Origin of the sequence: Sphingorhabdus sp. Alg239-R122, assembly GCF_900537065.1 — a bacterium.
Lineage (GTDB): Bacteria > Pseudomonadota > Alphaproteobacteria > Sphingomonadales > Sphingomonadaceae > Alg239-R122.
The window spans coordinates 232,149-250,729 of the sequence record NZ_UNRC01000002.1; the positions used below are offsets into that span (position 1 = coordinate 232,149).

Here is an 18,581-nt window from a genome sequence, read left to right on the forward strand (position 1 = left end):
AAATATAGCCCCAGCCAAGCTGGGAATGACGAACGAAGGATAGAATGATTGACCTATAGTTGACGTTAACGTGAACGTTAACTATAAGCATCGCAGCATTTCGGGCTAATGCCCACCTCTGCTCAGGCTGAGCTTGTTGAAGCCAGAGTGGCAAAACCCTTTAAAGGCTCATGAATGAGCAGGTGAGGGACGTATGAACAACAGGAAGGAAAACACATGAAAATCCTGGTACCCGTAAAAAGGGTGATTGATTATAACGTCAAGCCGCGCGTCAAATCGGACGGTAGCGGCGTGGATCTCGCCAATGTCAAAATGTCGATGAACCCGTTTGACGAAATCGCAGTCGAGGAAGCCATCCGCCTGAAAGAAGCAGGCAAGGCTGAAGAAGTGGTCGCCGTTTCGATCGGCCCCGCAAAGGCGCAGGAAACGTTGCGCACCGCGCTCGCCATGGGCGCTGACCGTGCGATCCATATCCAGACGGACGATGAAGTCGAACCGCTAGGTGTGGCTAAACTTCTCGCCAAGGTTGCCGAAGAAGAAACGCCTGGCCTTGTGCTGCTGGGTAAGCAGGCGATTGACGATGATTCGAACCAGACGGGCCAGATGCTGGGCGCACTGCTTGGCTGGGGTCAGGCAACATTTGCCAACACCGTTGAAGTTGACGGTGACAGCGCCACTGTGAAGCGCGAAATTGATGGCGGCTTGCAGACAGTGAAGGTGAAAACGCCTGCGATCATCACCACCGACCTGCGCCTTAACGAGCCGCGCTATGCGTCGCTGCCGAACATCATGAAGGCAAAGAAAAAGCCGATGGACACGAAATCACCCGCCGATTACGGCGTGGACATTTCACCGCGGCTTACCACCACCAATGTTTCCGAACCGCCGGTGCGCAGCGCGGGTATCAAGGTGGAAGATGTGGACCAGCTGGTCGCCAAGCTTAAAGAAATGGGAGCAGCATGATGAAAACTCTTGTTTGGGTAGAACACGACAATAGTGAAATGAAAGACGCCACACTGGCCGCGGTGACCGCTGCTGGCCAGCTGGGCGAAGTGCATGCCATCGTCGCTGGCTCCGGCTGTAGTGCGGTTGCTGACCAGGCGGCGAAAGTCGCAGGCGTTGCCACGGTGCATGTCGCCGATGACGCGGCCTACGCGCACGCGCTGGCTGAAAATGTCGCGCCGCTTATCGCGGACCTGATGGGCAGCCATGACGCGTTCGTTGCGCCTGCCACCACCACCGGCAAGAATATCGCGCCCCGCGTCGCAGCCTTGCTCGATGTGATGCAGATTTCCGATATCCTTTCGGTCGAAGGCGACAAGACTTTCACGCGGCCTATCTATGCCGGCAACGCGATTGCGACCGTGCAGTCGAGCGATGAAAAACTGGTCATCACCGTGCGCGGCACCGCGTTTGACAAAGCCGCCACCGAAGGCGGCAGCGCCGCTGTCGAAGCTGTTTCTGGTCCAACCGATGCAGGTCTCTCCGAATTTGTCAGCGAGGAAATCGCGGAAAGCGAACGCCCCGAACTGACATCGGCAAAAGTTATTGTATCAGGCGGCCGTGCTCTTGGCAGCGCTGAGAAGTTCGAGGAAGTCATCACGCCTCTCGCCGACAAGCTGGGCGCGGGTATCGGTGCATCACGCGCCGCGGTCGATGCGGGCTATGTGCCGAACGATTATCAGGTCGGCCAGACCGGCAAGATTGTCGCTCCCGAAATCTATATCGCGATCGGCATTTCCGGCGCGATCCAGCACCTTGCGGGCATGAAGGACAGTAAAACCATCATCGCCATCAACAAGGATGAAGACGCGCCGATTTTCCAGGTCGCGGATTTGGGACTGGTCGCGGACCTGTTCGATGCTGTGCCGGAGTTGACTTCGAAGCTCTAAGACGTGTCGTTCAAACTGTGCTTTGAACGAGGTTGAAATCAGGAAAGCCCCTGCATTGTATTGCGGGGGCTTTTTCTTTAGCGAGAATATCTATGATCCTCCGCCGCCTCTTCCTTCTCGCCATCCTGCCCGGCCTTGCGCTGGTCGCTTTCATGTATCACATGGCCACGCGTGATCCGGTGGTGCGCGAGGCGGTGGTTGTTGCGCCTGCATGGCCCGAAGATGTGCTGGAGCAGCGGATTGTGCTGATATCCGATGTGCATGTTGCAGGGCCGGATATGCCGCCTGAAAGGCTGGCGCGGATTGTGGAGCAGGTCAATGCATTAAAGCCAGACCTGGTGCTGTTCGCGGGCGATTTTGTGAGTGACAAGGTTTTGTCCACTCATACCTATGAAGCAGACGAAGCTTTGGTGCCGCTGACTGATCTGAAAGCGCGGCTCGGCGTGGCGGCGGTCATGGGCAATCACGACCATTGGCGCGAACGTGACAGGCCAGAGGATATTGCAATTGCCGAGGCATTAAAGGCGGCGAATGTCCGCGTTTTGAGTAATGAGGCCGCGCGCTTCGGCCCATTCGTGGTAGGCGGAGTGGATGATGACTATACTGGCCATTCCGATCTGCCCAAAACCTTGACCATGATGCAGGCGCTGGCGGGATCATCTGATCCGGGTGCACCGCCGCCCATGCAGATAGTGCTTAGCCATAGCCCTGATATTTTCCCTGATATGGCATCACCCGGCAATACGGCTGATGCCATGCTCATGCTCGCGGGACACACCCATTGCGGGCAGATTGCACCGCCATTTGTGGAGCCACTTGCCACCGCATCCAAATATGGCCGCCGCTATGTATGCGGCCGTGTGGATGAAGATGGCAAGACGCTGATCGTTGGTGCAGGGCTTGGCACATCAATACTCCCGCTGCGCCTGGGTGCTGTGCCCGATATGTGGCTGATTACAGTGGAGGGTGAAGAAGCGGCGCGTTAAGGCTTATTGAAACAACGACCCGCCTCTCCTGTCCTACACCCGCGCCACCATGCTAGCCGCACTTTAGCCCTTTCATACAGTTGCGTCTTCCCGTCCCGCCAAATCCAACAATATCCAACAAAAAACAGCCGAAATGGCGGATTAAAAGGCTTCCTGGGTGCGAAGCTAAGGGAAGTTAAGCGGTATTTGGTGCGTTTGGGCACTGCGCCGGTTCACCCGCAGCTCTGATCCTCGCATTCGGCCTCGCCCTGTTCAATCTCAACCGTGGCATGGCCGATATCGAACTTTTCGGCGAGGCGGATCTTGATCGCGCGGCAGGCGGCATGACTGTCCAGGCCATCGGCAATGCGTGCGTGCAGCGTGATGACAGGGCGCTCTTCGGTCAGTGACCAGCTGTGGATATGATGCACATCGGTTACGCCCGTCACATGGGATTTGAGGTCGGTGGCAATGAACTCCGGCTCCAGCCCGTCGGGTGCACCCTGCAACAATATATGCGCCGAAGAACGCGTTACCGCCCACGCCCCGCGCAGGATGATAAGCGCAACCAGCACGGATAGCAGCGGATCGATCATGAACCAGCTGGTGGCCATGATGATGCCTGCCGCGGCAATGGCCGCGACCGAGCCGAGCAAATCGCCCATAACGTGCAGCATCGCCGCGCGGATATTAAGATTGTCGGGATCGGCGCTGCGCATGATCTGTAGCGCGACGAGGTTGACCAGCAGTCCGAGCACGGCAATGGCCAGCATCGGCCCTGCAAGCACAGGCTGCGGATCGGCGATGCGGTGTGCTGCCTCATAGATGATCCATGCAGCGATGAGGAACAGCGACAGCCCGTTGACAAACGCGGCCAGCACCGAAAACCGGTCAAAGCCATAGCTGCGTTTCCAGTCACTCGGCCGCTGGGCAATGCGGAAGGCAAGCCATGCAAGCGCCAGGGCGGCAAAATCGGTGAGCATATGCCCGGCATCGGCGATGAGAGCGAGCGAACCGGATATGACACCGCCCACAACCTCGGCAATCATGAATGCGCCGGTGAGCAGCGCGGCGAGCCCCACGGCCCGCACGTTGCGCGCGCTCACTTTTGGTGCGTGATGGTGATGGCCGCCATGATCATGACTATGGTCCGCACGGCCGTGATCCGTATGCGCGTGATCTGAATGGCTGTGCTGCGTCCCCATCGTGCACAGCTTATCGGGGCAAGGGTAAGGGGGCAAGTATTTCAATTCGCATATTTCGCCGCATAGTATCAGTTTGAACGCAAGAAACGGGACGCAGGAATACTGGACCGGAGTTAATGTGCCGACATAAGGAGGAAATAATATGATCAACCAGCAGATGTCTCGGTTTGACTGGGCAATGCTGGTCGCATTGTCGATTCTATGGGGCGGCTCCTTTTTCTTTGTGGAAGTGGCGATTGAAGTAATCCCGCCGCTCACACTGGTCTGGCTAAGGGTTACACTCGCTGCTTTGGCGCTATGGGCGTTCATGCTGTTGCGGGGTACGGCCATCGCCAAAAACTGGGAGCTATGGGCCGCATTTGCCATGATGGGCCTTCTTAACAACATGCTGCCATTCGTCCTGATCGCGTGGGGCCAGCAGACTGTATCATCAGGCCTGGCTTCTATATTGAATGCTACAACTCCGCTATTTACCGTAATAGTCGCCGGGTTTTTCCTGAAAGACGAGCAGTTCACCAAGGCAAAATTGATGGGTGTATTGTGCGGTCTTATGGGCATAGTCCTGCTGATTGGCATGGATGTGTTACACGGCATAGGAGCAAATATTATCGCTCAGCTGGCGGTGTTATGTGCTGCCATTTCTTATGCTTTTGCAGGTGTGTTCGGACGACGGTTCCAGGCGATGGGAGTAGAGCCGGTTATGGTCGCCTTGGGGCAGCTTGTCATGTCGGCACTATTCCTGCTGCCGATGGCGTTTTACTTTGACAACCCTCTGGTGCTTGTCACGCCGGACTACCCGGTATGGCTGTCCATCATCGCATTGGCGCTATTTTCAACCGCGCTTGCCTATATCCTGTATTTTCGCCTGCTTGCCACGGCGGGTGCGACAAATTTGTTGCTGGTCACTTTCCTGATTCCGGTTTCGGCTATTGCCCTTGGCACCATTTTTTTGGGCGAAACGCTGGGATTGACAGATTTTGCCGCCATGGCACTGATTGCGCTGGGCATGGCTATTATAGACGGGCGACTGTTCGAAAAGGAATAGTGCTATGACTGCTTATAGCGCCCCATATCTTGCTTTGAAGCCGTCAATATCGCCTTTGGCAAGATAGCCTGCCTGTTCGACCCAGCTGTCGCGTTCGATGCGGCCCTGGAACGTGCCCAGATACTGGTCGACCTCGGCGATTTCGGCCGGTCCCCACGCGGCGATCTGGTCATAGCGGGTGATGCCGAGTTCGGTGAGGCGCTTTGCGAGCTTGGGGCCAAGGCCTTTTATCTGGCGCAGGTCGTCAGGGTCGCCAGTTGCAGCGGGCACATTGGGCATACCATCTGTGCCGGTATCCGCTGTGGGTGCGGTGAATGTGGCGGGTTCAGGCCTTGCTACAGGCTCGGGTGTGGCTGATGCGGATACATCGTCGGGCAGCGGCGTTTCATCGGGCAACAGCTCACCATCGGCCGCTGGATCCTGTACTGCATTATCGTCTGGTACGCCTGTTTTCGCACTGTCCCGGCCCGCGCGCAGCCACCAGATGACCAGAAGTATGACAAATAGGCCAATGGCGAGATAGAGCCAGTTCTGGGTGATGAATTCTTCCATGATATGTCCCTCGAATATTCAGCTGTTGAGGGTAGGATTAACGCTTGCGCCAATGATTGCCAATATAGAAGTGAAATCAAAAAGATTCCTCAATCCCCCGACTGGCTATCGGCAAGTTGCGCCAGCCGCAGGAATTCCTGCCGCCAGTACACGTCCTGCCGTCCGGCAAGGTCGCGGATATCATCAAAACTGTAATCGCCCATATATTTGTCGCCGCGCAGCTTCTGTCCGAAAGCTGCGACTGACACGGCAAAGGCCATGTCACCGCGCGGTGCACCGGCTCCGCGCATGGCCGCGGCGGGGACAGTCCGGTCGATCAGACGGGAGCGATCCTGCCCAGGCAATTTATAGCGCAGCTTCACATGCGCCATTTCACGGTCCAGATCGCCGGAAAAATCACTCGTGACCCGAGCTTTGCCCTCAGTCTGGTTGGCAGGATAGCGCCGCCGCGGCAACCAGCCATTCGTGCCTGCAGGCATGATTTCATAAATCGCCGTAACCTGATGACCGGCTCCGATATCACCGGCATCAATCTTGTCATTGTCGAAATCTTCTTCGGCCAGCGCACGGTTTTCATAGCCAATCAGGCGGTATTCCTTGATGTGTTCGGGGTTGAATTCGACCTGGATTTTCACATCCTTCGCGATGGTGAAAAGTGTGGAACTGAGCTCGTCGGACAGTACTTTCTGCGCTTCCATCGCGCTGTCGATATAGGCGTAGTTGCCATTACCCGCATCGGCTATCTGTTCCATCAACTCCTCGCGGTAATTACCGGTGCCATAGCCGAGCGTGGTGAGTGTAACGCCCGATTCGCGGTTCTTTTCAACCATGTCCAGTATCTGCGGGGTGCCGGTCACGCCCAGGTTGAAATCACCATCAGTGGCCAGGATGATGCGGTTGATACCGCCTTTCATGAAAGAACTGCGCGCCGCTTTATAGGCTAGTGCCAGCGCTTCGCCGCCGCGTGTGCCACCGCCTGAATTCATACAGGCAACGGCTTCTTTCATATGTTTCTTATTATTTGTAGGTGACAGCAATGTGCCGACAGCGCCCGAGTATACCACAATTGACACGCGGTCATCTGCACGGAGCTGGTCGGCGACCATATTGAGCGTGGATTTGACCAGCGGCAGCTTATTCTGGCTCGACATTGAACCTGACACATCGACCAGAAAGACCAGGTTGGCAGGCGGACGTTCATCCTTTGCGACATCATAGCCGCGCAGCCCGACCCGCATCAGGCGGCTGTCTTCATTCCACGGCGTGGCGCTGACATTGGTGGTTACGCTAAACGGTACATCACGGCTTTCAGGACGCGGATAGTCATAGCGGAAATAATTGATCATTTCTTCGGTCCGCACGGCGCTTGATGGTGGCACACGGCCTTCATTCAGGAAGCGGCGGACATTGGAATAGCTGCCGGTATCGACATCAACACCGAATGTGGAAACCGGTGCAGAAGCAACCGATTGGATAGAGGCGACTTCATTGCCTTCATAACGCTCGCGGTCCTGTAGGCGGGGATAGGGGCGCGGCGGATAGATGCCCGGACGGGTAACGCGCTGACCAGAAACGACCATGGCTTCTGCCGCCGCTTCTGCCTGTGGTGCAGGCGCGGATGGAGCCGGAGGTGGGGGTGGTGGTGCCATGACTGGAGGTGGTGGAACCGCGCGGCCGGATTGCCGCTTGCCCGCCCGCATCACGACATCGTTATAATGACCGAACATTGAACAATTTACAGGATTGTCGGCAGTAGGCGGAGCGATAGAGCGTGCCGCATGTGCGGATGACGTGTCTGTGCCTGAAATGGTCAGTACGGTAACCGCTGTGATAGCGACCATCGATACGCCTGCAGCGGTTTTATGCAAAAGACTCATGTTCCCTCTCCCAATATATGTAATACTATAACATGAACATGTTGACTGAACGAAATGTGAATGTACGAGGATATGTATTGCTGCGGAGCATTGCCGAAGATAGGCGGACGCAATAGTGGCCGATTTGACCGTTTCGATTAACAAGCTTCATTTTTGGACCAGTTTACTGGTAATATTATACAATCTCACTAGATACGTTCAGAAGAATAATTTCGAGCGAACGCCAACCCTGTTTGCAAATGGACTTGGCGGAGCATTCTAAATTGGGGATTAAGCATGACAGGTTTTCGCAAAGGTTTCGTGGCAGTTTTACTGGTAGGCGCTTCAACTCTATCGGCATGTGCTACATTGCCTGCCAATAGTCCTGCGGCAACAGCGCAGGCCGCGCAGGTTGAAACGAAAAAGACGGCAGCACACCCATGGGGTATTGAAAACGTTGACCTTACAGCGGATTCTGACATCAGGTACGGTGTTCTTTCCAACGGTATGAAATATGCCATCAGTCATAATGAAACGCCCAAAGATGGCGCGTCGATGCGGATGCAGATTGATGTGGGCTCGATAGCGGAAGCGGAAAATGAACGCGGCCTTGCCCACTTTCTGGAGCATATGGCGTTTAATGGATCAAAAAATGTCCCTGAAGGCGAAATGACCAAATTACTGGAGCGTCAGGGCCTTTCATTTGGTGCGGACACCAATGCCTCCACAGGTTTCGATGCGACGACATATAAACTTGATCTGCCAAATGTGGATCAGGATACGCTTGACACTTCCTTTTTCCTGATGCGGGAGACTGCAAGTGAGTTGACAATCGCCGCTGGCGCGGTTGAGCGTGAGCGCGGGGTTGTGTTGTCCGAACAACAGACACGCAACAGCTTTGGCCTGCGCCGGATCAAAAAACAGTTACAGACCCTGCTTCCCGATATGCCGTTTGGTAACCGGTTACCGATTGGCACGACCGAAGTTTTAAAAAACGCACCTGCCGAACGAATCCAGAATTTCTATCGCCGGTATTATCGTCCCGAAAATGCAACATTCGTCGTCGTTGGTGATGTTGACGTCGACGCGATGGAAGCGAAAATTAAAGAAACATTTTCTGGTTGGCAGGGCGTTGGCCCTGCTGGCGCACCTTTGGACCGCGGTACGGTGAGCGCGAGTGGGAAACCGATGATTGGCACATTTGCTGACCCCGCTACGCCGGTGCAAGTTGTTATCAGCCGGGCAGAACCATATGCGCAAGCGCTCAATAGCAAAGCCGCAGTACGTGACCAATTGCTGGATGTTCTTGCAGGGTTGATTGTGAACCGCCGGCTTACGAAACTCGCCACCAGCGAAAACGCGCCTATTGTGGGCGGCAGCATGTCGATAGGACCGCAGCTTTACGCTGTTGAACAGGCGTCCATGACGCTCCGCGGTAAGGAAGGCGAATGGGAAAACACACTTGCCACTGGTGAGCAGGAATTGCGCCGCGCGCTGCAGTACGGGTTTACCGAAGGGGAATTGAAAGAGCAGATGGCCAATCTGGAAACCTCATTTGCAGATGCAGCTCAGCAACAAGATAGCCGTCGCAATTCCCGCGTTGCCGATGAAATTATCCGTTCGGTTTATGATGGTGGGGTTGTTGTGAAGCCAGCACAGCAACTGGAGCTTTTCAAGGGCATAAAGTCCACCTTGACTGTTGACGCTGCAAACGATGCGCTTCGCAAGGCTTGGGGGCAAGGCCCGAACGGTGTTTTTGTGGCGACCAAGAAAGAAATCGAAAATCCAGAGCAGACTGTTATGGCAGCAGTGGCAAAGAGCAGCCAGGTTGCTGTAGCGCCGCCGAGCGATGCGGAGGTCAAAGCTTTTGCATATGACAATTTTGGAACACCCGGCAAAGTTGTATCCGACAAGAAGGTAGAAGACCTTGGAATCCGAGAAGTCCGTTTCGCTAACAATGTGATGCTCAACATCAAGAAAACTGACTTTGAAGCGGGTAAAATCCGCTATTCTGTACGTGTTGGGGATGGGAAGCTGGCTTTGCCGAAAGACAAACCGGGTCTTGATTTCTTTATGAGCAATATGTTCAATGTGGGTGGGCTGGAAGCACATGAATTTAATGAATTGCAGCAGATACTGGCAGGCCGTTCAGTGAGTGGCGGCTTGGCCGCTAACGACGATGCTTTTGTTACGCAAGGTTCTACTACGCCACAAGATATTGAATTACAGCTTAAACTGACCGCAGCTACTGTAACTGCTCCCGGATACCGCGGTGCAGCTGATACACTATGGCAAAATGCGGTTCCCGGCTTTGCGGGCACTTTGGACGCCACGCCGCAGGCAGTTTCCGGCACACAGCTACCGACCATATTGGCGGGCGGTGATAAACGCTTTGGTGTTCCACCTGTATCTGACCTGCTGGCGCGTAATATGACTGAAGTGAAGGTGGCTGTTTCAGAGCAACTTAAGAACGGTCCCGTTGAAATAGCGCTTGTGGGGGATATTGATGAGCAGACAGCAATCGACCTGGTGGCGAAAACATTTGGGGCTTTGCCGCAGCGTGCGGCAAACTCCCCTGCATATATAGCGGAGCGCGCAGTATCCTTTGCGCCGAGCAGCAAGAATCTCAGCCTCTATCATAAGGGCGCAGAAGATCAGGCGATGGTATTTACCTATTGGCCAACCACTGACAATAAAGATTATAAGTCCGTTGTCGCACGCCGCATGCTGGCCGAAGTCATGGGATCGCTGTTGCTGGATGAAGTACGGGAAAAACTAGGTGCGACATACTCTCCGCGTGCAGGTTCAACAGCGTCGAGCGTCTATACTGGCTATGGTTATATCCAAACACAAATTGTGGTTGACCCGAGCAAGATTGACCTCGTCTTTGCCACTGTGAGTGATATCGCCAAATCATTGCGCGAGACCGAAGTATCGGAAGATGTACTGCTTCGCGCGCGCAAACCATTGCTGGAAAACTTTCAGCAACAAGAACGTGAAAATGGCGCCTGGTTGAGGCTGATCAATGACGCGCAAACTAACCCGTACTGGCTGGACCGTCGCCGTCAGCGCAAAGCGGCATATGAGGCTATCACTGTGACAGACATAAAGGCCGCAGCGCGTGAATATTTGACAGATGATACCATGGTAAAAGCGCGGATTGTGCACGAGAGCATGAAGAACTAGACTAGCTCTTTTGACGCAGCCTCAGTTGCTGGGCTGCGTCAGCTTGCTTCGCGTTCCACTTCGCGCCAGCCGATGTCGCTGCGGGTGAAACCGGTTGGGAAGTTGATGGCATCCACGGCTTTATAGGCGGCAGCTTGCGCGGTGGTAACGTTGTGCGCCACCGCAGTTACATTTAGCACGCGGCCACCATTTGCGACAAGCCTGCCATCCTTGATCGTAGTTCCGGCATGAAATATTTTGATATCATCCGTTTCGGCGGCTTCGATATTGCCAATCACGCCGCCCTTTTCGGGCGTTGCTGGATAGCCCCTGGCGGCCATGACGACTGTCAGCGCGCTCTGATCCGCAAAAACCGGTGCATCAATATCGGCAAGCTTTCCCTCCGCCGTCGCCAGCATCAGTTCCACCAGATCAGAGCGCATCCGCATCATCAGCACCTGGCATTCCGGGTCACCAAAGCGCGCATTATACTCGATCAGCTTTGGACCTTGGTCCGTGAGGATAAGACCTGCATAGAGCACGCCGCTATAGGGCATGCCCTCAGCGCGCAGCGTATTCACTGTGGGGTACAGTATCTCATCCATCACACGGCGCTCCAGTTCGGGTGTGAGCACAGGAGCCGGGCTATATGCGCCCATGCCGCCGGTATTGGGGCCAACATCGCCGTCACCAACGCGCTTGTGGTCCTGCGCTGATGCAAGCGGAACAATGGAGATGCCATCGGTAACGGCGAAAAAACTCGCTTCCTCACCGGTCATGAATTCCTCAATGACCACCTCTGTACCCGCATTGCCAAAGCCGCCATCAAACATGTCCTTGACTGCAGCCTCTGCATCGGGGCGGCTTTCGGCAATGATGACGCCCTTGCCTGCTGCCAGGCCATCCGCCTTGATCACGACTGGGATGGAAAATCCATCCAGCGCGGCCAGTGCATCGGGCACATTATCCGTCCGCACATAGGCAGCGGTGGGGATACTGGAACGCGCGCACAGATCTTTGGTAAAACCTTTTGATCCTTCAAGCTGCGCAGCCTTTGCCGATGGCCCGAATACAGGCACGTTCGCCGCACACAGGCTGTCGGCCAGCCCGTCCACCAGCGGCGCTTCGGGGCCAATCACGACCAGACCAATAGATTTGTCGTGGCAAAAAGCGGTGACTGCGGGGTGATCGGTACTGTTCAGTGATATGGCTTCCGCTTCGGTCATGCCGGGATTGCCAGGCGCGGCAAAGATTTTTGTCACAAGGGGGGATTGCGCGAGCTTCCAGCACAGGGCATGTTCGCGGCCACCCGAGCCGATTAGCAGGATATTCATGATGAGCTCCCCTTTTGACGATGACAATGGTTCTGGCCTGTTAGCGCAGCCAAAGGCTGGCGACAATGCGCAGCCCATGACTATTTCGGAAATATCCACGGCATTGAAGCGCACTGTGGAGGATCGATTTGGCCGGGTCCGGTTGCGCGGGGAGATTTCGGGCTATAAGCGTGCGGCATCGGGCCATGTCTATATGTCGCTGAAAGATGATAAAGCCGTGATTGACGGCGTGATCTGGCGCGGGAATGCAGGACGGTTGGCTTTTGCACCTGAAGACGGGGTCGAGGTGATCGCGACCGGCAAGCTTACCACCTATCCTGGACGGTCAAAATACCAGATCGTGATCGACACGATGGAGATCGCGGGCGAAGGCGCGCTGATGCAGCTGTTTGAAAAGCTGAAAGCCAAACTCGGTGAAGAAGGCCTGTTTGCGCCGGAGCGCAAGAAAGAACTGCCCTATCTGCCGCGCACCATAGGTGTGGTGACGTCGCCCACAGGTTCGGTCATCCGCGATATACTGCACCGGCTCGCGGACCGCTGCCCCAGCCATGTTCTTGTATGGCCGGTGCTGGTGCAGGGGGAAGGCGCGGCAAAGCAGATTGCGGGTGCAATCCGTGGTTTTTCTGCACTAGATACTGATGATGCGGTGCCTAGGCCTGATCTGGTGATTGTCGCACGCGGTGGTGGCTCGATCGAGGACCTGTGGAGTTTCAATGAGGAAGAGGTGGTCCGGGCAATTGCGGACTGCACCATCCCGATCATTTCTGCCGTAGGGCATGAAACCGATACCACATTGGCTGATTATGCTGCGGACCGCCGTGCACCCACACCTACGGCTGCGGCGGAAATGGCGGTGCCGGTACGCGCGGATCTGCTGGCGTTTATTGATGAACTCAGGCTCCGGGCGCGGCGCGCGGGCCAGCGCGGTGTATCGCTTGCGAAAGAACGGCTGCAAAACCAGATCCGGTTGATGCCTAAGCTGGATGTGTTGCTTCAGCCGCAGCGGCAGAAGACAGACGATCTGGCATCCGCTCTGAAACGCGGCTTTGAATTGCGACTTGTCGGGGCGTCTGGCGCACTCGCACAAAAATCAGGTGCGCTGCGTCCTGCTTTGCTGCGCCGCAAGCATGAAAATGCCGTCGCAGCACTGAAACGACTGACGCTGCGCCCGGCGGCATTGCAGAAACAGCTGCATGATGCGGGTGACCGGCTGGACCGGCTATGGCGGCTGGCCGAACAACTCCATCCTGACCGCCCGCTTGAACGCGGTTATGCCCGCGTAACTGATGCCGATGGGCAGACACTCACGTCACGCAAGGCCGCCACGGCACATGTAGCGCTTGGCCTGGTATTCCGTGATGGTGATATGTCTGTGTATACGGATGCGAACAGCGCGCGAGCCAGGCGCGCGCCAAAGAAAAAGCGTGCAGTGCCAAAGACCGGTAAGGATGAAGACCAGCAGAGCCTTTTTTGAGTTCAAATCAAATTGCCCTGCTGCGCAAACTTCTGTAAAGCATCCGTAAATAATGACGCGAGTATAAAACCCCTATGTTGATGTCGAACAAGAGCAAGGCAGCCAAGCTGCATTATATGGCCAATAGTTTCCGTATGCTGTCCCCGGGCGATCATGTCGCCTGCGCGGTCACGGGCGAAAAAGTGGCGCTGGAGGATCTGCGCTACTGGAGTGTGGCGCGGCAGGAGCCTTATGCCTCAGCGGAAATTTCCGTACAGCGGGAGCTGGCTGAATGATACGCATGCAATGGTTGGCCAAAGCCGGCCTTACCTTATCTGTCGCCGCACTCGCATTGGGTGGATGTGCGATTGTTCCTGAAGCGGAATCTGCACCTGCCGTGACGCAGCAGACTAAAGTGCAACCTGCGCCTGAGCCCGTCATGCCCGCGGCAAAATCGCAGAGGCCCGCACAGATTATCTTGAGCGGTGATGCCATACAGGGCGGTGTCATGCTCGGCACGGTTCCGGGTGGCACCACTTCGCTGCTTTTTGGCGGACAGGAAATCCCGTTCGATGATGAAGGCAATTTCATCATCGCCTTTAACCGCGATGCGCCATCCAGTGCCTATGTTTCGGCGCTGCTGCGTGACGGGCGCAAGATTGACAGGCGAATCAATGTCGCGCCGCGCAAATGGAATATCGAGCGCGTCAATATCGCGCGCCGCCGTTCGGGCCCCAGCGCGGCATTTCAGAAAATCCGCGCCCCTGAAATCGCTCAGATCGTCGCGGCGCGTAAAATCCGTTCCGACAGTCAGGGCTGGCGGCAGAAATTCATCTGGCCGGCGAAGGGGCGGATTTCAGGTCGTTTTGGGTCACAGCGTATCTATCGCGGCGAACCGGGCAGCTATCATAGCGGCATGGATATCGCGACGGGCGAAAGCGGTACGCCATTTGTGGCCCCCGCGGATGGCGTGGTGATACTGGCGACCAAAAGACCGTTTTCGCTGGAAGGCAACCTGTTGATGATTGACCATGGCATGGGGCTGAACAGTGCATTTCTGCACCTGTCCAAAATTGCGGTGCGCGAAGGTGATACCGTGCGGCAGGGTCAATATCTTGGCAATATCGGTTCGACAGGCCGCGCCACTGGCCCGCATCTGCACTGGGGCATGAAATGGAATGCCGCACGCATTGATCCGATTCTGCTTACCGGACCGATGCAATAGGTTCTATCTTACACGTATCACTTTTATAGATGGCCTGTTTTCTACAACAGCCTTAAAACTACCTAACGCGCCACGTGATATCACGATGCTGTGTCCAGCTTTGGGAGAGCGTCCGATTCTTCCTTCCGTATGCTGCCATGCGGATCCGTCTTCAAGCACAAAAACCCGTTTGCCGCCCCGACCGCTGCTAAGGGATTTTATTGTCGAGCGTATTTCGCTTAACTGCCCTCCATTCTGGCCTGTGAATAAAGGATTGTCCGCGGCTTTAAGGCCAAAGACATCTCGTCTTGCCTTGTCCACGACTTCCTTCTCGGCCACCAGAAGCTCCCCACTGGTTTGCGCATCGTCAAAAACCGCAACTTTTTGATCATAGCATGCCAGCCTTGCCTGATCATCTTCTATAGAACGACATGCCACCATGTCTTTTACCTTTGCGGGGGCTTCCTGCGCTGCCGCAGGTACGTTTGCGCCAGCGAGAATAATGGTGATAGCCAGAATAACATTACATTTTACATTTGCGTGCTTTGTGGGGGTCATGGCAATTTTGTCCTTGCTGGATTTGACACTTGATATGGATGCATAGCACATTTTTTTCCCATTATTTGCAGCTTATAAGCCATTTTGACAATACTCAACCGCGTGTTGCATATATGCCTCACCTTCTAGGAAATGCTGCATTTTAGTCATGTAACTATTTACACTTCCGTTTCGAGGATGCACAGACTGCCGCAGTTTATATGCGTATAAATGCGTATGACTCACTCAAATAACCAAGGAATGCCCCGTCTCCGGGGTAATGACAAAAGGGGATACCCAGTGAAGAAACAGATATTTGTAAACCAACTCAAGACCGGTGTAGCGCCGGCTATTTTGGGTTTGGCCATGCTTTCTGCACCTGCATATGCGCAGGATGCGGATGAAGCAGTTGAAGATGACGGCAATGTTATTGTCGTTACAGGTTCATTGATTTCCGATCCAAACCTCGAACGCTCCTCACCAGTGAACGTTACAGGTGAAGAAGAAGTCGAACTCAAACTTTCTACAAACGCTGAAGAGCTTATCCGTGACGTACCAGGTCTTGTTACGGGTATTGGTTCAAACGCAAACAACGGTAACAACGGTACGGCAACAATTGACCTTCGTGCTCTTGGTTCAAACCGTAACATTGGTTTGCTTGACGGTACACGCGTTACACCAAACGACCTTTCTGGCCAGTTTGACCTTAACAATGTGCCTCTCGCGCTTGTTGAGCGTGTTGAAGTTCTGACCGGTGGTGCTTCCACTACATATGGTGCTGACGCGATCGCAGGTGTTGTGAACTTCATCACCAAGCAGGACTTTGCCGGTTTCGAAGCAGAGCTTTCAAACCAGATCACTGAAGTGGGCGATGGTAACATCTTCCGCGCTGACGTTACTGTCGGTGCAAACTTTGATGATGGCCGTGGTAACGTTGTTTTGAGCCTGGGTTACCAGGAGCGTGACGCCGTATTCCAGGGCGACCGTGACATTTCACTGTTCGGCATCAACTCCTTCAACGGTAACCGCGGTGGTTCGACTACCTCTGTTCCTGGCCGTTTCTCGGTTCCAGGTAGCGGAAACCTTCAGATTGATCCTACCAGCAGCACGCTTGTTGCTGGTTACCTGCCGTTCAACTTCAACCCGTTCAATATTTACCAGACGCCATATGAGCGTTTTAACATCTATTCAGCGGGCCGGTATGAAATTACCGATGATATTGAAGTGTACGCTCGTGGCCTGTTCTCGAAAAACAACGTAAGCACGATCATCGCGCCATCGGGTTCTTTCGGTTCAAACCAGACGATCAACATCAACAACCCGTTCATTGCACCAGGAATGCGTGACATTTTCTGTGCCAATAACGACTTTGATCCAAACACGGCTGGTGTACAGACACTGGATCCAGCTACCTGTCTTGCGGCAGCCAGCGATCCAAATGGTCCTACGCTTGCTGATGGCAGCGTGAACCCGAACTACCAGACGTTCACAACCAACGTACGTCGTCGTACGGTTGAGGTTGGTCCTCGTCTTGGTGATTACGGCACAACCTTGTTTGACTATAAACTTGGTTTCCGTGGTGGCCTGACCGACACGATCGACTGGGACATCTATGGTGCATATGGTGAAAGTCAGCGTATTTTGACTCAGGATAACTATGTTCTGAACTCACGCTTGGGTGACACATTGCAGACTGTAGACGGTACAACGTGTGTGAACGCTTCTGCCGCAAACTGTGCGCCTGCCAATGTCTTCGGCCAAGCTGGTGACATTTCTGTAGCAGCCGCCAACTACCTGCGTGGTCGCAGCACGACCGAACGTCGCGCTTCACTGGCACAGTTCCGTGCTGTGTTGAACGGTGATGTAGGCTTTGCTTCTCCATGGGCAGCTGATGCAATCGGCTTCGCTGTGGGTGGTGAATATCGCAAGAACACTGGCTTCCAGCAGGCTGACGCTTTGGCAGAAACGCCAGGTGAACTTGGTGGTGCCGGTGGTGCTGCTGTTCCGATCCGCGGTGCTTATGATGTTTACGAAGCTTTCGGTGAATTGATTCTCCCGATTGTTCAGGACAAGCCGTTCTTCGAAGACCTCACACTTGAAGCTGGTATCCGTTATTCGGACTACACAATTGATGCTCCAAGCAATCCTGGTTATAGCACAACGACCTGGAAAGTCGGCGGTAGCTGGAGCCCAGGTGCTGGCGTCAAGTTCCGTGGTGGTTTCAATCGTGCGGTTCGTGCACCTAACATTTCTGAACTGTTCACGCCGGTCAGCACGCAGTTGACCAACTTGAACAACGATCCTTGTGCGGGTGCGGCTCCGGCCAACGATGCCAACCTGCGGGCAGTATGTCTGGCCCAGGGTGCACAGGGTTTCCAGATCGGTGTTATTCCTCCACCAGTGTCTAACCAGGCAAACATCACAACAGGTGGTAATATCAACCTTCAGCCTGAAACAGCCGATACTTATACTGTCGGTTTCGTATGGCAGCCGGACTTCGTTCCTGGCCTGAACTTCTCGGTTGACTATTACAACATCAAGATCACCGACGCGATTACGGTTGCGACACCTGGTGATATTGTGAGTGCCTGTTTTGATAACATCACTGCGGCATCAGCAACGGACCCTGCTTGTACCTCTTTCGGACGTAACCCGTCTGACGGTGGTCTCAGCGGTGACCCTGCTGTGACTCCAGGCCTGTTCGGTGCTTTGTCAAACCTTGGTCAACTTTCTACCGATGGTGTTGACTTCATCCTGAACTACAAAACAGATGTTGGCTTTGCTGACCTGTCGTTCGGTCTGAGCGGTAACTGGACAAACTCAACCAAGTTCCAGGCAACTCCGACTTCGATCAACCGCGAATGTGTCGGTTTCTACAGTGTCAACTGTAGTGCCTTCAGCGGCGCGATCCAGCCTGAGTGGTCGGCTTCGGCAAGAACGACGCTAAGCTTTGACACAGTCGATGTGTCACTTCTGTGGCGTTACATTGATTCGGTACAGTATGAGCCGCTTCAGTTTGCTGCTGACGTAACTGCTGCTGAACTGTCCAACGTTGACGCGAGCGGTGCGCTGCTTCCTGTAGCTGATCAGGGTTGTCCTGACTTCCAGGGCGCTGATACGGGCGGTTGTTTGGTTGAACCTGCGTTCCGTAGCATTGATGCGGCTCACTATTTCGACCTGACCGCACGCTGGCAGATTTTTGACAACCTGCAGCTGACGTTCATTGTTCAGAACCTGTTTGACAAGAGTCCACCACTTGTTGGTAACGATGTCGGTTCGACAACGTTCAACAGCGGTAACACCTACCCGTCAACATATGACGCTCTGGGTCGCCGTTATGGTGCATCAGTTAAACTTACCTTCTAATGTGAAG

Annotated in this window: 14 protein-coding genes; 9 read left to right on the forward strand and 5 right to left on the reverse strand. The window is 54.7% G+C overall.

Going from position 1 to position 18,581, the window contains the following annotated elements:
- The first annotated feature begins 216 nt into the window (after positions 1-216).
- The 3 genes from G6Q15_RS03005 to G6Q15_RS03015 all read left to right on the forward strand — a co-directional run bounded on the left by G6Q15_RS03005 (position 217) and on the right by G6Q15_RS03015 (position 2,878).
- Positions 217-963 carry an electron transfer flavoprotein subunit beta/FixA family protein gene (locus G6Q15_RS03005; protein ID WP_164115508.1) on the forward strand — a complete coding sequence of 249 codons (747 nt, stop codon included), beginning with the start codon at positions 217-219 and terminating at the stop codon, positions 961-963.
- The gene (locus G6Q15_RS03010) at positions 963-1,892 is read left to right on the forward strand and encodes an electron transfer flavoprotein subunit alpha/FixB family protein (RefSeq protein ID WP_164115851.1); all 930 of its coding nucleotides are present in this window, start codon (positions 963-965) and stop codon (positions 1,890-1,892) included. The genes G6Q15_RS03005 and G6Q15_RS03010 overlap by 1 nt, the downstream gene beginning before the upstream one ends.
- Before the next feature lie 92 nt (positions 1,893-1,984).
- Positions 1,985-2,878 carry a metallophosphoesterase gene (locus G6Q15_RS03015; protein WP_164115510.1) on the forward strand — a complete coding sequence of 298 codons (894 nt, stop codon included), beginning with the start codon at positions 1,985-1,987 and terminating at the stop codon, positions 2,876-2,878.
- A gap of 212 nt (positions 2,879-3,090) precedes the next feature.
- Here G6Q15_RS03015 and G6Q15_RS03020 read toward each other — a convergent pair whose 3' ends face one another.
- A complete protein-coding gene (locus G6Q15_RS03020; protein ID WP_164115512.1) occupies positions 3,091-4,062 on the reverse strand; it encodes a cation diffusion facilitator family transporter in 972 nt (323 codons plus the stop codon).
- A 142-nt stretch (positions 4,063-4,204) separates the two neighbouring features.
- Here G6Q15_RS03020 and G6Q15_RS03025 point away from each other — a divergent pair, with 142 nt between their 5' ends.
- The gene (locus tag G6Q15_RS03025) at positions 4,205-5,107 is read left to right on the forward strand and encodes an EamA family transporter (protein ID WP_164115514.1); all 903 of its coding nucleotides are present in this window, start codon (positions 4,205-4,207) and stop codon (positions 5,105-5,107) included.
- Between the two features lie 12 nt (positions 5,108-5,119).
- Here the strand turns inward: G6Q15_RS03025 and G6Q15_RS03030 are convergent, their stop codons facing one another.
- The gene (locus G6Q15_RS03030; protein WP_164115516.1) at positions 5,120-5,659 is read right to left on the reverse strand and encodes a hypothetical protein; all 540 of its coding nucleotides are present in this window, start codon (positions 5,657-5,659) and stop codon (positions 5,120-5,122) included.
- 89 nt (positions 5,660-5,748) lie between these two features.
- Positions 5,749-7,536 carry a VWA domain-containing protein gene (locus G6Q15_RS03035; RefSeq protein WP_240330718.1) on the reverse strand — a complete coding sequence of 596 codons (1,788 nt, stop codon included), beginning with the start codon at positions 7,534-7,536 and terminating at the stop codon, positions 5,749-5,751.
- A 276-nt stretch (positions 7,537-7,812) separates the two neighbouring features.
- Here G6Q15_RS03035 and G6Q15_RS03040 point away from each other — a divergent pair, with 276 nt between their 5' ends.
- Positions 7,813-10,701, forward strand: coding sequence for an insulinase family protein (locus G6Q15_RS03040; protein WP_164115518.1), 2,889 nt, complete (start codon positions 7,813-7,815; stop codon positions 10,699-10,701).
- A gap of 38 nt (positions 10,702-10,739) precedes the next feature.
- Here the strand turns inward: G6Q15_RS03040 and purD are convergent, their stop codons facing one another.
- Positions 10,740-12,014, reverse strand: coding sequence for a phosphoribosylamine--glycine ligase (gene purD, locus G6Q15_RS03045; RefSeq protein ID WP_164115520.1), 1,275 nt, complete (start codon positions 12,012-12,014; stop codon positions 10,740-10,742).
- Position 12,015: 1 nt separating this feature from the next.
- On the opposite strand from purD, the gene xseA reads away from it, so the two are divergent.
- The 3 genes from xseA (at position 12,016) to G6Q15_RS03060 (ending at position 14,692) form a co-directional block, all read left to right on the forward strand.
- Complete coding sequence (gene xseA, locus G6Q15_RS03050) at positions 12,016-13,488, forward strand: exodeoxyribonuclease VII large subunit (protein WP_164115856.1); 1,473 nt, start codon at positions 12,016-12,018, stop codon at positions 13,486-13,488.
- A gap of 74 nt (positions 13,489-13,562) precedes the next feature.
- Positions 13,563-13,763 (forward strand): DUF2093 domain-containing protein, encoded by a 201-nt coding sequence (locus tag G6Q15_RS03055; protein ID WP_164115522.1) that lies wholly within the window; start codon positions 13,563-13,565, stop codon positions 13,761-13,763.
- A 143-nt stretch (positions 13,764-13,906) separates the two neighbouring features.
- On the forward strand, positions 13,907-14,692 hold the full coding sequence (locus G6Q15_RS03060; protein ID WP_240330738.1) for a M23 family metallopeptidase: 786 nt from the start codon (positions 13,907-13,909) through the stop codon (positions 14,690-14,692).
- Between the two features lie 3 nt (positions 14,693-14,695).
- On the opposite strand, the gene G6Q15_RS03065 is transcribed toward G6Q15_RS03060, so the two are convergent.
- A complete protein-coding gene (locus G6Q15_RS03065; RefSeq protein WP_164115524.1) occupies positions 14,696-15,229 on the reverse strand; it encodes a hypothetical protein in 534 nt (177 codons plus the stop codon).
- 279 nt (positions 15,230-15,508) lie between these two features.
- On the opposite strand from G6Q15_RS03065, the gene G6Q15_RS03070 reads away from it, so the two are divergent.
- Positions 15,509-18,574, forward strand: coding sequence for a TonB-dependent receptor (locus G6Q15_RS03070; RefSeq protein ID WP_345940283.1), 3,066 nt, complete (start codon positions 15,509-15,511; stop codon positions 18,572-18,574).
- The last annotated feature ends 7 nt before the right edge of the window (positions 18,575-18,581 follow it).